The following is a 21,899-nucleotide window of genomic DNA, read 5'->3' on the forward strand; positions in this document are numbered from 1 at the left end:
GAGATTTTCCAAAATATGTCCCAAAAACCTATAAAAGTAATTATTGCTGAAGACCAGCCCAGTAACCGAAAATTTTTAAAAAACATTCTTGAAAAGCATGATGATTTTATAGTATCTGCCGAAGCTGAAGACGGCCGTGACCTTATCAACCTTTGCAAAAAACACATGCCCCAGGTTATCTTTGTTGATATAGAAATGCCAAAAATTAATGGCATGGAAGCAGTTAAAACCCTCTTAGAGCATAATGAAGACTTGCTGGTTGTTTTTGTCACCGGGCATCCGGATTTTGCCGTTGAGGCATTTGAAGTTTCTTCCTTTGATTATATCCTTAAACCATATACCGAAGACCGGATTCAAAAAACCCTGGAAAAAATTCGCGGGTTCTTAAAAGAACGTGAAATGAATCTGCAAGAACTGTTTAACATTTTTAAGAAAACTGACAAGCTATATGTAAAGTGTGGGTATGAGCTTCACTTCATTGATGCAGATTCAATATATTTCATGGAAAAAGAGCGAAAAAAAACAGTGATTCATACTGTAAACGGCAAGTATGAAACACATGAGCCGATAAATGAACTTGAAAAAAGATTAAATCCCACGAATTTCTTCAGGTCCCATAAGTGTTACCTGATAAACCTGAAGATGGTAGAAAAAATACTGCCCTGGGGGGATAACTCATACCTGGTTAAGTTTATTAACACTCACAATGATGCCCTAATGAGCAGGTCAAAAGTAAAAATGCTGTACGAAATGCTGGATGTTGGTTCAGAATAACCTCTTGTATATTTTAAATTATTCCTCAGGCATTTGTTCCAGCTTCACTTTGATACTTTTTTTATCTATACCGCGCATTATGATAAGCGCCACTTCATCTCCTATTTTGCTCTTATCCACATATGTGCGCAAATCCCCGAAGTCCTTGATGTCCTGCCCGTCAAACGAGATCATTACATCTCCCCTTTGAATACCGGCTTTAGCAGCCGGTCCTTCTGGAGGCAGCTCACTAACAAATACTCCTGTATTAACCGAAAGTTTAAAACGATCCTTCAATGACGGATTTACATTTCCCCCTATTATCCCGATCCATGGGCGGATAACCTTCCCATTTTTAATTATTGATTCAACAATAGGCTTTACCGTATTGCTCGGAATAGCAAAATTAAGGCCTTCAATATTAATGTCAACAATTTTTACACTATTGATTCCTATTACTTTTCCTTTTGAGTTGACCAAGGCCCCCCCACTATTTCCGGGATTTATTGCAGCATCAGTCTGAATCAACTGAAATCTCTGTTCATCAACATCAACTGTCCTGTTCACAGCACTAATGACACCTGTTGTCACAGTACTGGCTAATTCCTCGCCAAGGGGATTCCCTATTGCCACGGCCAGTTCCCCAACCTTAATTTTGTCAGAATCACCAAATTCTGCAGTTTTCAAGCCTGTTTCGTTTATTTTAATAACAGCTAAATCCGTCCTCGTGTCGGTGCCAACCAGCTTACCCGGTACCTGCTCACCGGTTGAAAGTGTAACAACCAATTGGTCTGAATCCTGAATCACATGATAATTGGTTACAATATAACCCGCCTCATTAAATATAACTCCTGAACCTGTTCCCTGTTCCACCTGCTGATTATAAAAAAAAGACGAAACATCAACGCGGTTGCTTATTCCCACAACTGTTGGTCCAAGTTCCTCCGCAATTCTGACTACCACATACTCTCCTGTCATATCTGTCTGAATGGGTGCTTGTTTGTCTTGGAGGTTTGATTTTGGGGTAGTGTTTGCAACAAAGCTCACCATCACAAAAGCAACAATCATACCTCCGATTAACGCCCCAATAAATGCAGTACCCAAATATGATATCAACCTTGGGCGATGTTGTCCCACATAAAAATCACGGTCATCATTATACATGAGCAACCTCTCCTTTATAACATATCCCAGACTATTCCCGGTTCTAACCTCGGAGCTACTTCCATAACAAGGTCTTGCCCTACGGTAATACCTGATTCTCGCAAGACATCGGCAACTGTTTTAAAGGCCAGCTCAGGAGTATTATTATCCTTGCTGAGATGAGCTAAAATTATTTTATTAGTCTTCCCGCTTATAAGAGAAGCTAAACAGTGTCCTGCCGCTATATTAGACAAATGACCCCTGTCACCTAAAATCCTCTGCTTAACATTCCAGGGGTAACAGCCGTTTTTAAGCATTTTAAGGTCATGATTGGCCTCAAATATTAATAAGTCTGAGCCCTCCACATGTTTTCGTGCCTGACCGGTTAATAATCCTGTGTCAGTTGTTATTCCAACCTTCATACTGCTACCGTAAAAACAATAACCAATTGGTTCTGCAGCATCATGTGATGTCTCAAAACACTCAATTTTAAGGTCTTCAATTTCCAGATAATCCTCACTTCGAAGAACCATCCTATTGCATTCCTCAATATTCCCTACTGTTGGGAGCAGCTGCTGCCACGTTTTCTCTGTAGCGTATATTTTTAGGTCATACCTTCGGGACAAGACACCAGCACCCTTAATATGGTCCAGATGTTCATGGGTAATCATTATCCCATCTAAGTCTAGAGGGTCAACACCTATAGTCTCGAGGCCATGTTTTATAGCTTTCCCGCTTAGTCCGGCATCTACCAGGACAGAACCCTCATTACTCTCAACATATGTAGAGTTTCCGGAGCTTCCGCTGGCTAAAGTACAGACCCGCATAATTAACCTCCGCTATTTTTCATAAAATGTTTTTCATAAAATAAATTGATACATTAATCTTGCGCCCGGTCTCAAATACTTCTTTAGTAACCGTATAAGTATGATAACCTTCGTTTTGAAGTATGTCAATAAACCTTTTGGCATCACCCCTGCCCGGGTCGGCAAGAATAATAACTCCTCCGGGCTTTAGGTTGTTTTTAAAAATGTCTTTAAGAAAAGGATGCAGTGTAGGTTCATAAAGAATATCGGAGCCAACAATTATATCAAATTGTTCATCCAATAAAAATTTTCTCCAATCTGACAAAACATATTGGATGTTATTTATGTCATTAATCCTGGCATTTTGCTTTGCCAGCTGCAATGCTTCAGGAATAAAATCTGTCTGTACAACTTCAGCACCTTTAGCAGCTGCCACTATACCAACCAAACCTAATCCGGCACCAAGCTCCAAAACCCGTTTTCCATCAAAAACAGTATTTTCCCAAAAATACTCCGCCATTCCTAGTGCAGCAGGCCATAGCACAGCCCAAAAAGGAACATCATCATCAGTTTTTACTAAATCCAAAAGATAATCAACATCTTCGACAACATTGATCTTGAATGTTTTTCCATTAAACATTACTACTGTTTCCGATGTGTAATAGCCCATATTAACACCTACATATTAAAAAGCCATGGATTTGCCCATGGCTTTGGAGTATAAAAATATTTTAAACTGTGAACTTGCCAATACGCTGCTTAAGCTCTTCCGCAAACTGAGCCATCCTTGAAGCATTGGCATTAACTTGTTCGTTAGTATTGGTTTGCTGCTGAGTTGAAGCAGAAACCTGCTGGGTAGCCACAGACACTTGGTGAGCAATATTACTGATTTTATCTATTGACTGAACCACCTGGGTAATCCCTTTGGACTGCTGCTGAGCAGCAGTGGAAATTTCCTGCACCATCCGTACTGTCTTATTAACAGTTTCAACAATTTCACTTAATGCTGTCTGGGCCTGAGATGCAACAACAACACCTTCTTCTACCTCGTTACTGCCAATAACCATTGCATTCACAGCGGTAGAAGTCTCTTGCTGAATTTCCTTAATCAATTCACCAATTTGCTGTGCTGCCTTTGCTGAACCTTCAGCCAGTTTCCTGACTTCATCGGCAACCACGGCAAACCCTCGACCATGTTCACCAGCCCTGGCAGCCTCTATAGCAGCATTTAATGCAAGGAGATTAGTCTGATCTGCAAAAGAGGTGATGACATTAACAATATCATCGATTTGCTCCGACCTTTCATTAAGAGTTTTAACCACCTGTACAGAATTGGCCACTGTATCTGAAATTGTATTCATCATCACAACAGCCTTTTCGACTTCTCCAGCTCCTTTTTCAGCAAGATCAGATGCGTTAAGTGAAGCAGTGTGTGCAGCCTGGGAATTAGCTGCTATCTGCTGTACTGCAGTAGACAGCTCACGGGTAATCTGAAGCGTTTCATTTAACTGGTAAGCCTGTCCCTGAGTACCTCCCACTATTTGTTGAATCGCAGCCGATATTTGCTGAACAGAAGCTGTAGCCTGATCAATCGCAATAGAAACCTCGTTAGCCTCAGAAGCCACAAGATGTGCTGTCTCCTTATTCTGTCTAATAGTCTGCCTGATATCTTCAACCATTTTATTAAAAGCTTTAGCCATTCGCCCAAACACATCATTAGTAGGAAAATCTATTTTCTGAGTCAAGTCCTTATCAGCAACCTTACTGATGACATCCAAAAAAATCTCAAATATCTTCACTAGCATACGGTTAACTAACAATAACAACACTAAACCAAATGCAATTCCTATTGGTGCCACCCACATAAATAAAGCCTTAATTTCATCAGGTGTAGCTTGGAAATAAAAAAGCAGGAAAGCAGTCCAAATAAGTGTGCCGCCACCTGTAATGCTGATAAATATTATGCCAAGCTGAACCAGTGGCTTTATCTTAAAATCTTGCCTTTTTGACATAATAACACATCCTTAGACAAATTTAGCTATTTTATACTTCGTCTTGACTTGCTCATTTTCCTGCTAGCACCCTATAAAATTTTGGCAAAAAACCCAAGAGATTGCGGCTCTTTTAAATCCTGCTAATATCTGCACCTATAGAAATTAGTTTTTGTTCAATTTTTTCATAACCCCGGTCAATATAAAATGTATTGCAGATTTCCGTATCGCCATCAGCAATAAGGCCGGCCACAATAAGAGCTGCTCCGGCGCGCAGATCAGATGCCTTGACTTGTGCACCCTGAAGCCGCTGGACACCCTGAATTACCGCAGTACGTCCTTCAACTTTTATTTTAGCCCCCATTCGCTTAAACTCATCAGCTACCTGGAGCCTGTTTTCAAAAACATTTTCTACAATAACACTAGTACCTTTAACAACTGTCAGCATAGCCATCACCTGGGACTGCATGTCTGTAGGAAATCCAGGATAAGGTAATGTTTTTATGTCAATAGGCCGAAGTTCCTCCCGAGCAATAACCCGGATAATTTCATCCTCTTCAAGCACCTCAACATTTGCCTCCCGAAGCTTTGCAATCAGTGGTTCCACATGGGTAGAAATGATGTTTTCAATAGTTACGTTTCCATGCGTAGCCGCTGCAGCAACCATAAAAGTCCCTGCCTCAATACGATCAGGAATTACCGAATAGCGGCCCCCCCCCAACTGGTCTACCCCGTCAATTTTAATCACATCAGTTCCGGCTCCCCGGATTTTAGCCCCTAAGCTGTTTAGAAAGTTAGCTAAATCCACTATTTCCGGCTCTTTAGCTACGTTTTCCAGAACCGTCTGCCCCTTGGATAAAACAGCTGCCATCATAATGTTTTCAGTAGCGCCAACACTGGGAAAGTCAAGATATATTTTTGACCCTGTTAAACGACTGCAGCAGCCCTTAATGAACCCATGCTCAAGGCTCAGAGCTGCCCCGAGGGCCTCAAAACCCTTAATGTGCAGGTCCATTGGCCTGCTTCCTATATTACATCCACCCGGGAGCGCAATTTCTGCATTACAGAATCGCGCCAGCAATGGTCCTAAGAGAAGGTTGGATGCCCTTAACTTTTTAACTTCTCGGTAAGGAGTTATAGTTGATATACGATCAGGTGTCGTAATTTCGACAGAATCAGGTCCCTTACGCACTACCTCTACACCTAAATTTGCTACAATATCAAGCAATACATTAACATCTGTTATGTCAGGAATATTGTCTAAACAAACAGTTTCTTGTGCCAGCAATGAAGCACTTATTATGGCTAATGCAGCATTTTTTGCTCCACTTATTCTAACAGTCCCTTTTAATGACTTGCCACCTTTTATGTACAGTTTTTGCACCTTTTAACCTCCCCAGGCATATACCATAAATCAATCATTTTAGTCATAAAACCCACATTTATTGTATATTCTATATGAAATTTATTATTCCTGCATATAGTGTTTTTCTAGATTTTACCTCTTCCTGCACTCAATACTAAACCCCGGCACGACGTAAATAGTTCGTACCAGGACCGTTATTTTATTACCCACTGGTTAAAATCTCTTTCAAACTGTTCCATAGATACTCCAAGAACATTCTTAAAAGCAAATTCCATTGACTGTCCTTGACCCAGCTTTCTCAAAATATCCCACAAACTTTTCTCACCATAATATTCTACCAAGCAATTAATTGCCATTAATGATTGTATATATGCCAGGTTCTGGTCATAGAGACTGTCAAAATTTCTGTCCATTTGAGATAGTGAATACAGTTCGTCATAATCATCTATGCTCCGGTAGTCAATCCTGTAACCGGTAACTTTTACTTCAATATATTGGGCTATCCCTTCAGTGAACCAACGCGTATAGTTGCCACCGGTCTCATAGTCAACCAGCAGATGCGTAAGTTCATGGGCCAGAGGACCCTCATTATAAAATACCTCTTTTAGCATTTCCGGGTCATTCTCTTTTATCCAAATGCTTGGTGACAACACTCTTATCACACCAGCCCAGTAAACTCCCATAGCGCTTTCATCAGAAGCCCAACCAAAGCTTCGTCCCAGCGACTCCTTATTGGGATAAATTACCACCAGTATCTTCCCTTTGTATTGGCCGGAAAAATTTCTGATAACTGGCTCATAGCTCTTCTCCGCAGATTCGAAAACCATTGCAGCAATACTGCTATCCTGAGGAGTATAACGAACTATAAATTTTGAACCTTGAATTTCATCCCAATCCCGGGTCAGCCATATCATCTTATATCTGGATAGCTCTCTAAAGATTTTATATGCTTGTGATTTGGCCGCAGCAGGCTGAATAACAAAAAAAACCATCGACAACATGACCGCAACAAACAGTAATTTTCCCAATTTTTGCAGCACAAGGCCCGAGCTCATGGCAGACAATGTAAAATTATCCATGACTCATCCCTCCGGTTTGGTCTTGTCTATCTCTGTTTATAGCTTTGTTTTCATTATACAGATGTAAGACAGATAAACCCACCGGAAATAACTAGAAATGCTTACTCCAATAAAAGAGGGCCGGTCCGCTGCAACAGCATATCGCTGTCAGTCAGCTAAAAACCGGCACCTTCTCTTTAAAAATAGTATTCTTCCCTTCCAAAATACGGTTAAGGTTGGGTATCAGATAATGATGGCCGTGAATTATTCATGCTTTCAATTTCCTGTTTCAACTGTTGTGCATTAGCATAATAAGTATCGTTTTCTGCAATCTGCTCTATCTGTTTTATTGCATTATCAGCATCATTTTTGCCATAAAACAGGTATCGGGCATAATTTAACCTTACCGTAGTATACTTAGGTTCAATTTCCAGGGCCTTTTCCGCAAAATAGCAAGCCTTATCTACATTTCCAAAATAAAAATATGTCGTCGCCAAGTCACCTAATACAGGTAAATTCCTTGGGTCAGATTCCAATACTTTTTCAAAACCTTTAGCAGCAGATGCAAACTTTTCGCTGGCATCCTCAGCTTTTCCCTCCTGCATCAGCTTCACACCTTGCAGGTAATTTTGGACCGCTATATCTTCAGTAGAACCCGATAATTCCACAGCATCTTGATCATTATTAATATATTCTCCAATATAAGAAAATCCCATTGGAAGAGTGGTTCCAAGAAGTCCTACGGAAATCAACACTACAAAAATGATAATTATTTTCTTGTTACGCTTTCTAGCATTCATAAACGCCATTTTTATTTCCTCCTTTATAAGGTTGTTTTCCAGAATATAATTATAACATAGCCAACAGCCCATTAAAAGGTAAAAACACCGGTAACAAACCCATTTTAAAGGAGGTTGTCCGAGAATAAAAGCCCCATGGATTTTTTATCCATAAGGCTCAAAACAAACATTCTTATTTTAAGTAGTTCAAGGGATTTTTAAAATTTCCATCAATGATAACTTCAAAGTGCAAGTGGGACCCAGTACTCCGTCCTGTTGACCCACATAATCCAATCAGGTCTCCCCTCTCAACATGCTGGCCTACAGAAACCTTGATACGAGAAAGATGAGCATATTTGGTCACCAGGCCATTACCGTGATTTATGGTAACCATCCTTCCATAGCCTCCGTACCACCCGGTTGCAGTTACTTTGCCAGCCTCAGCAGCACCAATAGGCTGACCGGTTGTTCCGTTAATGTCAAGACCGGTATGAAATTCTCTGCCCCGCTTTCCAAAACGAGAAGTGATCTGACCCCTGATAGGCCACCCCAGCAAGCCGCTCCCACCACGAGAAGCGACAACAACTCTGGATCCTTTAACGACTACCTTATCTGTTGCTTCCTTTAATACCTTTTCATTAAGAACCTCTTTGGAAACAATGTTACTATTTATCATTACAACCTTATAGGTTACTTCCTTTAATCCGTTTTCCCCCTTAGTTTTGACCTCCTGTGACCCTCTCCACAAATTTTTGTTGGTTTCTACAACAACTTTATAGGGAACAGTTTCCTCTAACGTTATTTCCCCGGTAGTTTGAACATTTATTAAAGGCTCAATAGCTACAAGATTTAACTCTTGACCTATGTCAAGATGTTCTCCTTTAAGAGACGGATTAGCTTTTAAGAGGTCTTCCACATGGGTATCGTTTTTCCGGGCGATTGTCCATAAAGAATCGCCTTCTTCAACAATATGCACCTTTTTTTCTTCTTTGCCTTCTTTTATAAGCTGCAGAGCTTTATCTTTAGATAATACTTCCCTAAGAGATATAGGCACGTTAACCATCTGAATTTTTTCCTTGAACCCAACATCCTCTACTTTAACTTCATTGTCAGAAGATGAGCTCTTAAGCTCTTGCAATATTTCTTCAGCAACTTTTGCATCATTAACAACGGCTATTATTTCACCATCTGCCTCAATAGCAGTTGCTACCGCTACAAAATTTAATTTCTGGTCAAAGACCTTTTTTAATTCTTCCGCATCTTCTACCTGATATCTTTTCGCCTGAGTACTCTTAAAAGTCACTGTCTGGGTAATATCTACCCTGCGTTTCCACTCAGCAATTTTCTCTTTTTTTATCAATGACAATATGTTTTGGACATCAGACTTATCACTGACATATGATATGGTTTTACCATCAATGAATACCGCATATGCCGGGACAGAAGATAATTCATAGGAAAATACTCCGCCTAACATCAAAACAACTACAGTAATAATTGCAAGTTTAACATTAGAACCCTTTATGTTAGTAAAAAAATGTGCTATGTTATTCAAATAATTCTCAGTGGGAAATTTAGTTGGCTTTAAGCCAGAAATAAACAATAACAATTTACTTTTCAACAGTCTATTTTTCGTCATTCCCTCTAATAGAACGGTGGTTTCCTGTGGATTGTTTTGAACAACAACACTTCTGCTTTTCTTTAGCTTCAGATATTTCTGTTTAAGCGTTTTAGCGTTATTGGAGTGAAGAAATCGTTTCAAGGTGTAAGATGACGGAATTTTTCTAGAATTGAGTTTTTTAAGGGTGGCATTGATACCATTCTTTACCACATCAAACAATGCTGCAATTTTAATGTTGTTTGACCTCATGCTCGCTCCTTTCTGAACAAATCCCTTTGCTGGAAAAAGGACATTCTTCTAATTGGATGTCCTTTTATCGAATAATATTTAATTATATTCTTACTAAGCAAATTATCGACAAGTTTCATGAAATAAACCGTTATAATTATACCATAGGAAGCGTTTACCGTAAACAGTAAGTTTTCGACAAAATGTATGGCCGGCCCATCAGGCCGGTTATGCCAGAAAAAACAAGTTATTCAAAGCTATCTCAGCAAAATCCCGATTTAAGTGCTTGAATATAAATGGCATATTCAAGCCTCTTTTTTTCCAGTTCACATCCAATGTAATATGGTTCCATTATGCTCCCATTGATATGTTCGGCATTGGCATGACAGCCTCCGCCGCAGTGAAACCGGGCCCAACAGGAATTGCATTTTTCCTTATTATATACATGGGCATCCCTGAATTGGTTCACTATATCAAAATTTTTTATTCCATCAATAACATTACCAATCAGATAGTTTTCTTTTCCCACAAACTGATGACAGGGGTAAAGATTGCCTTCCGGCGAAACTGCCATATAACTATATCCGGCACCGCACCCCGATAGCCTCTTAGGCAGGCACGGGCCTTTATTTAGATCCAGATTAAAATGAAAAAACTCAAATTCTTTATCTGTATTCAACCTAACCACAAACTCTTTACACAAAGTCTCATAAGCCTTAAAAACCTCGGGAAGGTCTTCTTCTTTTATTGCCCATTCATCTGACGACAGACTTACAACAGGTTCGACGGAAACAAACTTATATCCTAAGTCCGCTAGATGAAGAGCATCATTGGAAAAATTCAAATTATTACCGGTATAAGTTCCTCTAACTATATAATTCTCATTATTTCTGCTGTTAATAAACTTAGTGATGTTGGGTTTTATCTTATCATAACTGCCCCTACCCGCTGGGTTAACCCTCATGTAGTCATTAATTTCAGGCCTGCCATCCAGGCTCAGGACGACACTAATATTCTCCCGGTTTAAAAATTCAGCGATTTCATTGTTCAGGCCAACCGCATTGGTAGTCAAGGTAAACTTTATCTCCTTACCTTTAAGAGCAGCCTTGCTGTTTCCATAGGCTGTAATTTTTTCAACCACTCCTATATTCATTAAAGGCTCGCCACCGAAAAAATCAACTTCACAGTGTTTACGTCCTGCCGAACTCTCCAGTAAAAAGTCAATCGCCCTGCAACCTGTTTCCACAGGCATCAAGAGCCGTTCTCCCCCAAAATTCCCACTCCCGGCAAAACAATACCGGCATCTCAGGTTACAATCATGAGAAACATTCAAACACAATGACTTGACTATCGGCAGACGGTCATCCTGAAGTGGATCAGCACTGTATGTATCTTCAGAATATAACATACCCTCTTCCACTAAAACAGAGAGCTCTTCCAGTACCTCCGCAACATCTGCAGCCTGATACTTGTTGGAATACTTATCGCCAATTTCCTTAGGTTTCATAAACGGAAAATCATCTATTATATCCCAGGCAAGGGAATCAATTACATGTACTGCTCCACTGTTAACATCAAGTACTATTTTGGCGCCAAAAAGCTCAAATTTGTGTATCTGCCCAGGCTTCTTTTGATTTACCTGTTTAAGTTTTATCATTACGGCTTTCCCCCATCAAAATGTTTCCTATATGCCAAAAAATTAACCTCATCCGTAAGGATCAGGTCAATAATGCTTTTGTTATTTAACACATTTTTTTCGTTTACTATTTAGCGCACACCTGATTGCCAACTGTACATGATGTCTTGCAGGCCGACTGACAAGAAGCCTGGCATTCACCACAAGCACCCTTTTTAACTGTTTCCTGAAGATTCATTTTGTTTACTGTTTTGATATGTTTACCCATGTTTAACTGCCTCCTATGTATGGATTATATAATAAACTAAAAAACACAAATGGAGCGGATGACGGGGCTCGAACCCGCAACCCTCGGCTTGGGAAGCCGATACTCTACCAATTGAGCTACATCCGCATAAAAACACGCATAACTATGTGAATTTTTATCTTTCCCGTAAAACATATTATACGACTTTAGGAATTATTAGTCAAATAGTTAATTGCAGTAATCTTAACATTCAAAAGAGCTGCTGAAATATCAACAGCCCTTCAATTTACATAGTGGTAACCCCCACGGGATTCGCTGCGCGAAACTTGGCAGCTCTGCTGCCTTAGTTGAGCGGCGCACCCCTTGCGGGTGAACCCATAGGGTGAGAATCCCGTTAAACTATATGTTAATTTATCAATTTACATAGTGGTGACCCCTACGGGATTCGAACCCGTGTTACCGCCGTGAAAGGGCGGTGTCTTAAACCGCTTGACCAAGGGGCCATAAGTGGTGAGCCATGCTGGACTCGAACCAGCGACACCCTGATTAAAAGTCAGGTGCTCTACCAACTGAGCTAATGGCTCGCAATCTGCTGGATGTGAGCCAAAAATTGCGTCTCACAGATACATATGTTACTACAAACCCAATATCTTGTCAACCGGTTTTTAAGAATTTTTACTGTGTTCCTCCTTTTCCACTAATGTACGCTCTCAGAAATTAGAGATGCTTTCTGTTCAAAGCTTTGTGCCTTAGACTTTTTGTTTTTTCCTCCTCAGTATAGGCTGCGGATATGACCGTGGAATCTGGTAAGGTATTGCACAAGATTTTACTTGCGAAGGCATCGAGAGGATTCTTACCGAAGTCTCCGCTAAGCGAAGTCATGGACCGGAACCACGGATGGTGGAGCCGCCATTGAGGCACGATGCCGAATTGGCGGTTTAGTCCATGGCTTCGCCAGGAACAAAGTTAGAATCCTCCGATGCCGAAGCAGAAAATCGGTGCAATGCCTTATCAGATTAACCTATGGTCATTTCCGAGAGCCTGCATTACAACCCAATAGCCCTTGTATGGCATTCTTCTTAAGGGTAACATAATCAATTTTTCCGCTGCCTAAAAGCGGCAGCTCATTAACAGAAACAATTTTTGACGGACACCAGAGCATGCTGTATCCTTCAATTACCAGATAATCTCTCATTTCCTGGAGAGCACCGGTTTTCCCGGTAACAAAAAGAATGACCTTCTCACCTTTTCCGGAATCCGGAACAGTGATCGCCGCATACTTTCCTTCAGGGCCAAAACACTTCTCTGCCAATTCTTCAATAAGGTTCAAGCCAACCATTTCTCCGCTAATTTTGGCAAACCTTTTTAGGCGGGACTTTATAGTAATATACCCCTTGTCATCAACTGTTACCACATCACCGGTATCATACCACTCTTCAGCCGGAACATATCCCTGATCGTATAAGATATAGCCTTCCATAACATTCGGACCCTTTACCAGAAGTTTCCCCCCGTCATTTATGCCTTCTACAGCGTCCACACGATACTCTATTCCGGGAAGAAACCTGCCAACAGTCCCTTTACAATAAAAATGCGGTGTATTCAATGATAATACCGGAGCAGTTTCCGTACAACCATATCCTTCCATTATTCTAATGCCAAACTTCTCCTGCCAAAGTCTCCTGACATCTTCTTTTAATTTTTCAGCTCCTGCGAAAGCATATCTGATAGAGTAGAAGTCATATGGACGGGCATATTTACCATAAGAATCAAGGAATGACGAGGTTCCGAAAATTATTGTTGAATTAGTGCTATAGATCATCTCAGGAATTATTTTATAATGAAGCGGGGATGGATAAAGAAAGGCTGGAACCCCTGACAAGATAGGCAAGAACACTCCCGCTGTAAGCCCAAAAGCATGAAACATTGGCAGAAAATTCATTATTTTGTCTTTACTATGTAAATCTATAACACTTAATATTTGATGAACATTTGCTAATATATTACTGTGTTTAAGGATAACTCCTTTAGGCTTACTTTCACTGCCTGAAGTAAACAAAATGAGGCGGTGTTTTTCCGCATTATTTCTTTTCTTTCCAGATAAAAGATTGAATATACCAGAAATTTTGTCAGTAAGGCCTATGGTTGATGCAACATCTTCCAGGTAAATAATTTTACATTGCTTTTCCAGTGAATTTATTAAACCTTCAAAGCCCCCTTTAGAAACAAATTCTTTTGAAGACAATACAGTTTTAATACCGGTTGTCTGTATACAGTCAGCAACATTTTTGGGACCTGCTGAAAAGTTTATAATTGCCGGAGTCTTATTAAGGTAAGATAAAGCAAACAGGGTCGTAACGTGAGCCACTGCACTTGGCAAAATAACTCCGATAGTCTCTTCGGAATCATTCAATATTTTTTTAAATTTCCTGCCCAGTATATATGTTATCAGAACCAGATTCCGGTATGACATCCTTTTATTAATATCTTCAACTATACACGTGTTCCAGCCGTGTTTACGGGCTGCCCCAAGGAGTTCATCAAAAAGGTTTCCGCCTTCCTTAAACCGGCTTTTAAAAACAGCCTGCTGCATAATACTCAACATCCTGCTGCTGATTTCATGTTTTTGTTGTTGAAGGCTGCTGCCCTCATTAAATTCAAACCGCACAGGGTCATCCACATATAAGCTAACCGAGGGGAAACACTTGCACTTTACTTTATCCGTTATTTTTGAAAACCGTGAATATTCGGGGCCATTAATAATCAGCGGGTATATTACCGCACCCGTCTTCAAGGCGACATAACCTATTCCTTCATAAATTTTCATTAAACCTTTTGTAGTACTGATACGCCCTTCAGGAAAAAGCACCACAGGGATTTCTCTATTTACCAAATTAATAATCTGCTTCATTGCATAAGGATTTAGTGGATCAATAGTAAGGTGATTTATAAATCTGAGGGTAAAAGAAAATCTTCGGGCAATATCAGTGTTAATAACATAAACAGCTGATTTGGGAAGAAATAGATAAAGCAGTATTCCGTCAAGGAAAGACGGGTGATTTGGAGTGATTATAACCTTGCCTTCCATTTTAAGTTTTTCGAAATTAAGGGTTTTAACCCGAAACAACAAAGCTATAATATTTTTTAGCAAAAGTTTCGCTGCGCTTTTCATGCTTTATCACCACCCTGTAAATTTTATTCTGCTTTAACCCGGAAAGTTCCTTGTGGTTTTAGTTGCCTTTCTCACTAACAAAAATGGAGTGTCGCAAAACTACTTGTTTAAATAGTAGTGAACAACACTCCTTTCTATTTTTTCCTTCAAAAAATTACCCTCTGACATTATAAGCATAAACCCTGTAGCGCTTTAGTAACTCAAGAGTGATTTTCCCTGGATTTCCGTCTCCTACCCGCCTGCCATCCAATATAACAACGGGAATTATTTCTGAACCTGAATTGGTATAAAAAACCTCATCCGCATTTATAAAATCTTCTGGAGTAATAATCGTTTCTTCTACCCGGTGACCAATTTCACGTGCTATTTCCATAACCTTCATCCTGGCAATACCCTGAAGCAATCCACATGCCGGTGATGGGGTGAACACGCATTTGTCCCTTATCATAAAAATATTACTTACAGTGCCTTCAGTTACCTGGCCCTTATAATTCAACATAAACCCTTCATCAGCCCCAGAGCCGGTTACCTCCTGTTTGGCCAGGATATTATTTAGGAAATTCAAAGACTTGATATCCGGTCTCGCAGCCAGCGCTAAATTCCGCGGGGTCTTAACAAATACTGCTGCAGCCCCTTTCCTGTATAGGCGCTCATCTATGTTGATCTCTTTAGAAAAAGCTACTATCGTCGGCTTAGGACAAAGGCGGGGATCAATGCCCACCGGCCCCGGCCCTCTGGTAATTGACATACGGATATATTGGTTATCCCCATTCAATGATATCAGCCTGCTAAGCGCTTTTGTAAGTTCTTCCCTAGACCACGGGATATTTAGCTCCAGTTCTTCTGCTGACCTGTACAGCCTGTCCAAGTGTTCAGAAAGCATAAAAATTATGCCATTATATGACCTCATTGTCTCAAAAATGCCATCACCGTAAAGGAAGCCGTGGTCAAAAACAGATATCTTGGCATCTTCCGAGGAAATAAATTCACCATTTAGGTACACCCAATTTGCCATATTATTTTCCCCCGGCAGCTTGTATTACTTCATCATTGGTTTGTTCTGGGAGCATATCTCCGGCTGCTTCCTCGGCTATCTCCTCAGCCACCTCCAAGGCTCTCAAAAGTGCCTCTGCTTTTTTCATGGATTCAAAGTATTCCCGTTCGGGAATAGAGTCAGCTACGATTCCAGCTCCTGCCTGAACATATGCCCAGCCATTCTGCATCATAATAGTACGAATCACAATATTCATTTCAAATTCCCCGGCATACCCGAAAAACCCTATGGAACCGGTATAAGGACCCCGGCGGGTAGGTTCAAGTTCTTCGATGATTTCCATAGAACGAATTTTTGGTGCTCCAGTAATTGTCCCTCCAGGGAAACAGGCCCTGAAAAGGTCAAACCGGTCCTTATTTTCAGCCAACCGGCCCCTCACATTTGACACAATATGCATAACATGCGAATATTCCTCAATAACCATTAACTCATTAACTTCAACAGTACCATAACGGCAAACCCTGCCTAAATCATTTCTCTCCAAGTCAACCAACATTATATGTTCCGCCCGTTCTTTTTCATCAGAAACAAGCTCCTGTGCCAAAGCCAGGTCCTCTTCCCTGCTGTTCCCGCGTTTTCGGGTGCCGGCAATGGGCCTGGTCTCAGCCATGTCGCCCGCAAGACGTACCAGAAGTTCAGGTGACGAGCTTACGATATGTAAATCACCAAAATCTATAAAGGACATGTACGGGGACGGGTTTATCTGGCGGAGCACCTTATAAAGGAAAAATGGCTCAACAGATGTATCTTTTCCTAACCTAAGGGACAGATTTGCCTGGAATATATCCCCTGCTTTGATATACTCTTTGGTCTTTTTCACCATATCTTCAAACTGCTCCTTGGTTACATTACAGTGAGGTTCAAACCGATTCTGCAACCCGCTGCCGTGATGTGCAATCACTATTTCCTCTCCCGGGTTCCCATTTTTAATTGCCTGTACAATTCGGTTGATTTCCTTGCGTGTCTCCCAATACGCCCGTTCTGGGTCAGAAGTACTTTCCGGGTCAGAAATAACAATAATCTTCATAGTTTTTTTCAAATGGTCAAAACAAATAACTTTATCAAAAAACATAAAATATGAATCAGGGACCTGCAGGTCATCAGTTGACAACTCTGGAAGCTTTTCAAAAAATCTTCCCATATCATAACTGAAATAACCCATAGCCCCTCCCCAGAATTTTGGCAGGCCCGCAAACCTCAGGCCCTGATATGAATCAACTAGTTTCTGCAACTCTGCATAAGGGTTACCCGTTAAAGAATATTTTGATCCGTTCCGGGAAATTTCTACCGTGTATCCATAACTCTTAAAAATACAGTGGGGTTCAAACCCAAGAAATGAATATCTAGCCAGGTTTTCACTACCTTTACCGCTTTCCAGCAAGCAAATGGGTGTCCCAATCAACCCTAATTTTTCTATCACCGTTACAGGTGTATCCCCTGCTAATGGAATCTCAGTCATCACCGGAACCCTGCATCCTTCCCGGCAATAAGTGCTGTACTCCACTTTTTTTGGAACAAACATTTTCATCCCCCCATATTTAGTTAATAAAAAAACCGAATAGGTTAACAGGTTAAACCTATCCGGTGGGATGCCCGCTGAACTTATTTGTTAAAATCAGACGGACCAGAACATACCGAAGTAATCTAAATAGTATATTTTTGTTTCTTCAATGCTAACAGATTGTTTTTCCGGTGTCAATACTAAAAAAGGTTATCAATTATTAAAGTCTGGGACCTGCGGGAACCTACTCCAATTATTGAAATAGGCACACCTGTAAGCTGATTGAGCCTATTAAGATAGTTCTGAGCACCTTTCGGCAGTTCATCAAAAGCAGTTATTTTTGTTATATCTTCCGTCCATCCTGGCATTTCTTCATATACCGGTTCACATTCAGCTAAAACCTTAAGGCTTGCCGGGAAATCGCTAATAACCTCATTTCCCCTTTTATAACCTATACATATCTTGAGGGTCTCTAAGCCTGTCAGCACATCAAGTTTAGTGACTGCCATATTAGTTAATCCATTAATCCGGGCTGTATACCTGGAAATTACCGCATCAAACCACCCACACCTCCGGGGGCGTCCGGTAGTAGTACCAACTTCATGACCTTTTCTAGCCAAATGTTGTCCAGCTTCATTCTGAAGTTCTGTGGGAAATGGACCTTCCCCGACCCTGGTAGTATATGCTTTGATTATACCAAGAACCTTATTAATCTCTGTGGGGCCTACCCCGGCACCTGTGCAAGCTGCACCTGCTATAGGATGTGAAGATGTTACAAAGGGATATGTCCCATGGTCAAGGTCTAACAGTGTACCCTGGGCCCCTTCAAACAGGACATTCTTCCCGGCCCGCAGCATATTATATATCAAGATGGAAGTATCGGCTGCATATTTTCTTAAACGGTCCGCATATGTCGTATATTCTTCAATAATGGCATTCGCATTAAAACATTCAGAGTTATATACTTGATCCAGAAGCTTGTTCTTTTCTTCGAGATTGTTTTTGACAAGGGATGAAAAAACATCTTTGTCCAGTAAATCAATAAACCGGATACCTATCCGGCCTGCCTTATCCATATATACCGGACCAATTCCCCTTTTAGTAGTGCCTATTTTACCTGTTCCCCTGCTTATCTCAGTTACCTCATCAAGCTTCTTATGATAGGGCATAATTATATGAGCCCTTTCACTTATAAGAAGGTTATCGGTACTAATACCCTTTTCTGCCAGGTAATCAAGCTCTGCAATAAGGACAGCAGGGTCAATGACAACGCCATTTCCAATTACACAGATAGTGTCCGGGTATAAAATACCTGACGGTATCAGGTGAAGTTTGAATTCCTCCTCCCCTACCACTACAGTGTGACCGGCATTATTACCCCCCTGGTACCTAACTACTATATCTGCTTTTTCGGCAAGGAAATCAGTTACTTTTCCCTTACCTTCATCCCCCCACTGACCTCCTATTAACACAACTGATGGCATAATGCGAGCACCTCCAAATTATTAATGCCTCCAAGATATTTGCGAATTTATTATCAGGCCTCTTTGTTAAGAATTGCCCTTGCAGCGACAACTCCGGCAGCAGAAGCCTGGGCCAAACCCCGGGTAACCCCTGCGCCGTCACCTGCAGCAAAAAGGTTTTTTATTTTTGTCTCCAGTTCATCAGAAAGTTCAAGCCTTGATGAATAAAATTTTACCTCAACCCCGTAAAGCAAAGTGTGCTTTGAATAAACACCCGGTGCAATCAAATCCAAGGCCTTAAGCATCTCAACAATCCCCATCAGGTGGCGATAAGGAAATACCAGACTTAAGTCGCCTGGGGTAGCATCCTTTAATGTAGGTTCCACAAGGCATTTGTTAAGTCTATCGACATTTGTCCGCTGACCCTTAATGAGATCTCCAAGCCGCTGGACTATTACACCTCCACCCAGAAGGTTGGCAAGACTGGCTACATACTTGCCGTAAGAAATCGGGTCCTTAAACGGCTCTGTAAATGTCTTGCTAACAAGAAGCGCAAAGTTAGTATTCTCTGTTTTTTTATGGGCATGGCTGTGTCCGTTAACGGTAATCAGGCCGCTGTTGTTTTCAGAAACCACTTCACCATATGGATTCATGCAAAAAGTACGAACCTTGTCGTCAAACGATTTGGAAAAATAAACCAACTTAGATTCGTATATTACTTTGGTCAAGTGTTCCATAACAGCTGCCGGCAGTTCCACCCTTACACCAATATCCACCGGGTTCACAGCAGTCTTAATTTTATGCTGCTGTGCCTGATTCGTCAGCCATTCGGCGCCTTCACGCCCAGGGGCTACAATTACATATTTACCCCTGATTACCTGCCCGTCTTCAGTCTCGACCCCTTCAATTACATTATCTTGCGCCAACAGATTCTTTATACCAATTCTTGTTCTGATATCAATTCCCTTGGACAAGAGATGGTCCCTCATCCTTTCAAGAATCTCCTGACATCTTCCCGTACCCAAATGGCGTACCGGTGCAGGAATCAGTTTTAATTCTGCAAAAGCAGCTTTACGTTCAATATCTTTAATGGCATCTTCCTCTGCCAAACCGTAAACCTTTTCCGGACCTCCAAACTTAACATATGTTTTGTCTATATATGACACCAACTCTTCGAGTTGTTGTTCCCCAATATAATTTGCCAGCATGCCGCCAACCTGTGTGGAAAGAGTAATTTTACCGTCACTGAATGCTCCGGCGCCACCCCACCCGCATAAAATTGAACAGGGGGAACAGTTAATACACCCAGCACCCGATGTCTTGGATGGACAGGACCTATGGTTAATATCTTTTCCTTTCTCTATTATTAAAATTTTCGCCTCCGGCCTGGCGGTTAGCAGTTCCAATGCCGCGAAAATCCCGGCAGGCCCTGCGCCGACAATAATTACGTCATAATCCCGGCTCTTCTTCACCCAGTCGCCTCCCATCCCCAGACGTTCAGCCTGATAAAAACTCCTGCTGCACATAAAAATAACCCATACAGATTACTGATGAGTGTATAAAAAATGTAATTTGCAGTTTATCCCTCCAGAATTAACAACAAATTCAATAAAGACATTGTATTTACAACATACACAAAATTCCCAGCGATAATATTGTAACAAAGCACGCCGTTATTGTCAAAAATTTTTTCAATTGAAAAATCAGATGGTTTTAATCCCCATGCTTTTTATCTAAATTAACAAACTTTGTGTACTCTTTCATGAAGCCAAGGTCAGCAGAACCTACAGGGCCGTTTCTCTGCTTGGCTATGATTATTTCTGCCTGTCCTTTTTTATCAGATTCATCAGGATGATAATATTCATCCCGGTAAATAAACATTACTATATCTGCATCCTGCTCCAGAGAACCGCTTTCCCTCAAGTCTGACATCATTGGCCTTTTATCCTGTCTCTGTTCCACGGCACGGCTTAATTGTGACAAGGCAATAACAGGGGCTTGAATTTCACGGGCCAGCATTTTCAAAGCACGCGAAATTTCGGAAATCTCCTGCTGCCTGTTCTCAATTCTTTTCCGACCCTGCATAAGCTGCAGATAGTCAATAACAATCAATGACAGGCCATGTTCTGCCTTCAATCTCCGGCATTTGGCCCGCATTTCCATTGCAGTAATTCCCGGAGTATCATCTATAAACAGAGGAGCCCTGGACATTGGCCCTGCTGCCCTGGTCAATTGCTGCCAATCCTTATCGGTCAGTTGACCGGTCCTTACTTTTTGCTGGTCTACCATTGCCTCAGCACAAAGCATACGTGTAACAAGCTGTTCTTTAGCCATCTCCAAGCTAAACACAGCAACCGGAAGTTCTTTTCTTAAGGCAGCGTATTGGGCAATGTTGAGACACAACGCTGTTTTTCCCATTGATGGCCTCGCAGCTACGATTATCAAGTCAGAAGGTTGAAAACCGGACGTCAGCCTGTCTATATCAGCAAACCCACTGGGCACACCTGTAATACCACCCTTATTCTGATGCAATACTTCTATTCGTTCAAACGTCTCCATAATGATATTCTTAAGGTGGGTAAAACCCGAATGGCTTTTTCGCTGGGCCAGTTCAAAAATCATCTGTTCTGCTTTATCGAGCAGTACCTCTATATCCTCTTCGCCTTCGTAGCCCATCTGGGTAATTCTTGTAGATACACTGATAAGCCTGCGCAAGAGGCTCTTTCCGAATACTATTCGCGCATAGTATTCAACATTAGCTGCTGTAGGCACTAAATTAGCCAGTCCGGCAACATAGGAAACCCCGCCAACCTGGTCAAGCAGGCCTGACTGCTTAAGCTCTTCGGACAGAGTAATCAGGTCAACTGCTTCATTACGGTTAAAAAGGTTTACAGCAGCTTCAAAAATATGTCCATTCGCATCACGGTAAAAATCTTCAGCAGTTAAAATCTGAATAGCTTTTACCACGGCATCCTTATCTATAAGCATAGATCCTAATACCGACTGCTCGGCATCAAGGTTCTGTGGTGGGATTTTTTCCAAAGGGATACTCATCCTCGCCCACCTCCTTAAGAAAAACTA

Annotated in this window: 17 protein-coding genes and 3 tRNA genes; 1 reads left to right on the forward strand and 19 read right to left on the reverse strand. The window is 41.2% G+C overall.

Translation table 11 applies throughout. The annotated features are described in order from the left end of the window. Positions 1–15 precede the first annotated feature (15 nt). Positions 16–774 carry a LytR/AlgR family response regulator transcription factor gene (locus tag ABFY19_RS13585; RefSeq protein WP_418791192.1) on the forward strand — a complete coding sequence of 253 codons (759 nt, stop codon included), beginning with the start codon at positions 16–18 and terminating at the stop codon, positions 772–774. An 18-nt stretch (positions 775–792) separates the two neighbouring features. Here ABFY19_RS13585 and ABFY19_RS13590 read toward each other — a convergent pair whose 3' ends face one another. From ABFY19_RS13590 to dnaB, 19 genes are all read right to left on the reverse strand, one after another. Beyond that, entirely contained in the window at positions 793–1,917 is a 1,125-nt protein-coding gene (locus ABFY19_RS13590) for a S1C family serine protease (RefSeq protein ID WP_418791193.1), read from the reverse strand. 14 nt (positions 1,918–1,931) lie between these two features. After that, positions 1,932–2,723 carry an MBL fold metallo-hydrolase gene (locus ABFY19_RS13595; RefSeq protein WP_418791194.1) on the reverse strand — a complete coding sequence of 264 codons (792 nt, stop codon included), beginning with the start codon at positions 2,721–2,723 and terminating at the stop codon, positions 1,932–1,934. Between the two features lie 19 nt (positions 2,724–2,742). After that, a complete protein-coding gene (locus ABFY19_RS13600; protein WP_418791195.1) occupies positions 2,743–3,372 on the reverse strand; it encodes a class I SAM-dependent methyltransferase in 630 nt (209 codons plus the stop codon). A gap of 61 nt (positions 3,373–3,433) precedes the next feature. Then, the gene (locus ABFY19_RS13605) at positions 3,434–4,714 is read right to left on the reverse strand and encodes a methyl-accepting chemotaxis protein (protein WP_418791196.1); all 1,281 of its coding nucleotides are present in this window, start codon (positions 4,712–4,714) and stop codon (positions 3,434–3,436) included. A 112-nt stretch (positions 4,715–4,826) separates the two neighbouring features. Then, positions 4,827–6,077, reverse strand: a complete 1,251-nt coding sequence (murA, locus tag ABFY19_RS13610) for a UDP-N-acetylglucosamine 1-carboxyvinyltransferase (RefSeq protein WP_418791197.1) — start codon at positions 6,075–6,077, stop codon at positions 4,827–4,829. Between the two features lie 176 nt (positions 6,078–6,253). After that, positions 6,254–7,138 (reverse strand): peptidase MA family metallohydrolase, encoded by an 885-nt coding sequence (locus ABFY19_RS13615; protein WP_418791198.1) that lies wholly within the window; start codon positions 7,136–7,138, stop codon positions 6,254–6,256. A gap of 209 nt (positions 7,139–7,347) precedes the next feature. After that, complete coding sequence (locus tag ABFY19_RS13620) at positions 7,348–7,926, reverse strand: hypothetical protein (RefSeq protein WP_418791199.1); 579 nt, start codon at positions 7,924–7,926, stop codon at positions 7,348–7,350. A gap of 163 nt (positions 7,927–8,089) precedes the next feature. Then, the gene (locus ABFY19_RS13625; protein WP_418791200.1) at positions 8,090–9,766 is read right to left on the reverse strand and encodes a peptidoglycan DD-metalloendopeptidase family protein; all 1,677 of its coding nucleotides are present in this window, start codon (positions 9,764–9,766) and stop codon (positions 8,090–8,092) included. A 241-nt stretch (positions 9,767–10,007) separates the two neighbouring features. Continuing rightward, a complete protein-coding gene (scfB, locus tag ABFY19_RS13630) occupies positions 10,008–11,402 on the reverse strand; it encodes a thioether cross-link-forming SCIFF peptide maturase (RefSeq protein ID WP_418791201.1) in 1,395 nt (464 codons plus the stop codon). A gap of 106 nt (positions 11,403–11,508) precedes the next feature. Beyond that, positions 11,509–11,649 (reverse strand): six-cysteine ranthipeptide SCIFF, encoded by a 141-nt coding sequence (gene scfA / locus ABFY19_RS13635; protein ID WP_418791202.1) that lies wholly within the window; start codon positions 11,647–11,649, stop codon positions 11,509–11,511. A gap of 50 nt (positions 11,650–11,699) precedes the next feature. Continuing rightward, a tRNA-Gly gene (locus ABFY19_RS13640) sits at positions 11,700–11,775 on the reverse strand. Between the two features lie 280 nt (positions 11,776–12,055). Beyond that, positions 12,056–12,131 (reverse strand) — tRNA-Glu (locus ABFY19_RS13645). A 5-nt stretch (positions 12,132–12,136) separates the two neighbouring features. Further along, a tRNA-Lys gene (locus tag ABFY19_RS13650) sits at positions 12,137–12,212 on the reverse strand. A gap of 443 nt (positions 12,213–12,655) precedes the next feature. Then, positions 12,656–14,800 (reverse strand): AMP-binding protein, encoded by a 2,145-nt coding sequence (locus ABFY19_RS13655; RefSeq protein WP_418791203.1) that lies wholly within the window; start codon positions 14,798–14,800, stop codon positions 12,656–12,658. 154 nt (positions 14,801–14,954) lie between these two features. Next, a complete protein-coding gene (locus ABFY19_RS13660; protein ID WP_418791204.1) occupies positions 14,955–15,815 on the reverse strand; it encodes an aminotransferase class IV in 861 nt (286 codons plus the stop codon). 1 nt (position 15,816) lies between these two features. Next, on the reverse strand, positions 15,817–17,376 hold the full coding sequence (gene trpE, locus ABFY19_RS13665; RefSeq protein ID WP_418791205.1) for an anthranilate synthase component I: 1,560 nt from the start codon (positions 17,374–17,376) through the stop codon (positions 15,817–15,819). Between the two features lie 179 nt (positions 17,377–17,555). Beyond that, complete coding sequence (locus ABFY19_RS13670; protein WP_418791206.1) at positions 17,556–18,839, reverse strand: adenylosuccinate synthase; 1,284 nt, start codon at positions 18,837–18,839, stop codon at positions 17,556–17,558. Between the two features lie 53 nt (positions 18,840–18,892). Further along, positions 18,893–20,290, reverse strand: coding sequence for an NAD(P)/FAD-dependent oxidoreductase (locus tag ABFY19_RS13675; protein WP_418791207.1), 1,398 nt, complete (start codon positions 20,288–20,290; stop codon positions 18,893–18,895). 241 nt (positions 20,291–20,531) lie between these two features. Beyond that, positions 20,532–21,872: a replicative DNA helicase gene (gene dnaB / locus ABFY19_RS13680; RefSeq protein WP_418791208.1), complete on the reverse strand. Its 1,341-nt coding sequence runs from the start codon at positions 21,870–21,872 to the stop codon at positions 20,532–20,534. Positions 21,873–21,899: the final 27 nt, after the last annotated feature.

Source organism: Phosphitispora sp. TUW77, assembly GCF_048453025.1.
Taxonomy (GTDB): Bacteria; Bacillota; Thermincolia; order Thermincolales; family UBA2595; genus Phosphitispora.

Bases quoted from the DNA above. Each gene is read 5' to 3' on its own strand.
- trpE (WP_418791205.1), bottom strand. From the start codon at position 17,376: ATGTTTGTTCCAAAAAAAGTGGAGTACAGCACTTATTGCCGGGAAGGA.
- ABFY19_RS13595 (WP_418791194.1), bottom strand. From the start codon at position 2,723: ATGCGGGTCTGTACTTTAGCCAGCGGAAGCTCCGGAAACTCTACATAT.
- ABFY19_RS13655 (WP_418791203.1), bottom strand. From the start codon at position 14,800: ATGAAAAGCGCAGCGAAACTTTTGCTAAAAAATATTATAGCTTTGTTG.
- ABFY19_RS13615 (WP_418791198.1), bottom strand. From the start codon at position 7,138: ATGGATAATTTTACATTGTCTGCCATGAGCTCGGGCCTTGTGCTGCAA.
- ABFY19_RS13660 (WP_418791204.1), bottom strand. From the start codon at position 15,815: ATGGCAAATTGGGTGTACCTAAATGGTGAATTTATTTCCTCGGAAGAT.
- ABFY19_RS13585 (WP_418791192.1), top strand. From the start codon at position 16: ATGTCCCAAAAACCTATAAAAGTAATTATTGCTGAAGACCAGCCCAGT.
- ABFY19_RS13625 (WP_418791200.1), bottom strand. From the start codon at position 9,766: ATGAGGTCAAACAACATTAAAATTGCAGCATTGTTTGATGTGGTAAAG.
- ABFY19_RS13605 (WP_418791196.1), bottom strand. From the start codon at position 4,714: ATGTCAAAAAGGCAAGATTTTAAGATAAAGCCACTGGTTCAGCTTGGC.
- ABFY19_RS13590 (WP_418791193.1), bottom strand. From the start codon at position 1,917: ATGTATAATGATGACCGTGATTTTTATGTGGGACAACATCGCCCAAGG.
- scfB (WP_418791201.1), bottom strand. From the start codon at position 11,402: ATGATAAAACTTAAACAGGTAAATCAAAAGAAGCCTGGGCAGATACAC.
- dnaB (WP_418791208.1), bottom strand. From the start codon at position 21,872: ATGAGTATCCCTTTGGAAAAAATCCCACCACAGAACCTTGATGCCGAG.
- ABFY19_RS13670 (WP_418791206.1), bottom strand. From the start codon at position 18,839: ATGCCATCAGTTGTGTTAATAGGAGGTCAGTGGGGGGATGAAGGTAAG.
- ABFY19_RS13600 (WP_418791195.1), bottom strand. From the start codon at position 3,372: ATGGGCTATTACACATCGGAAACAGTAGTAATGTTTAATGGAAAAACA.
- ABFY19_RS13620 (WP_418791199.1), bottom strand. From the start codon at position 7,926: ATGGCGTTTATGAATGCTAGAAAGCGTAACAAGAAAATAATTATCATT.
- scfA (WP_418791202.1), bottom strand. From the start codon at position 11,649: ATGGGTAAACATATCAAAACAGTAAACAAAATGAATCTTCAGGAAACA.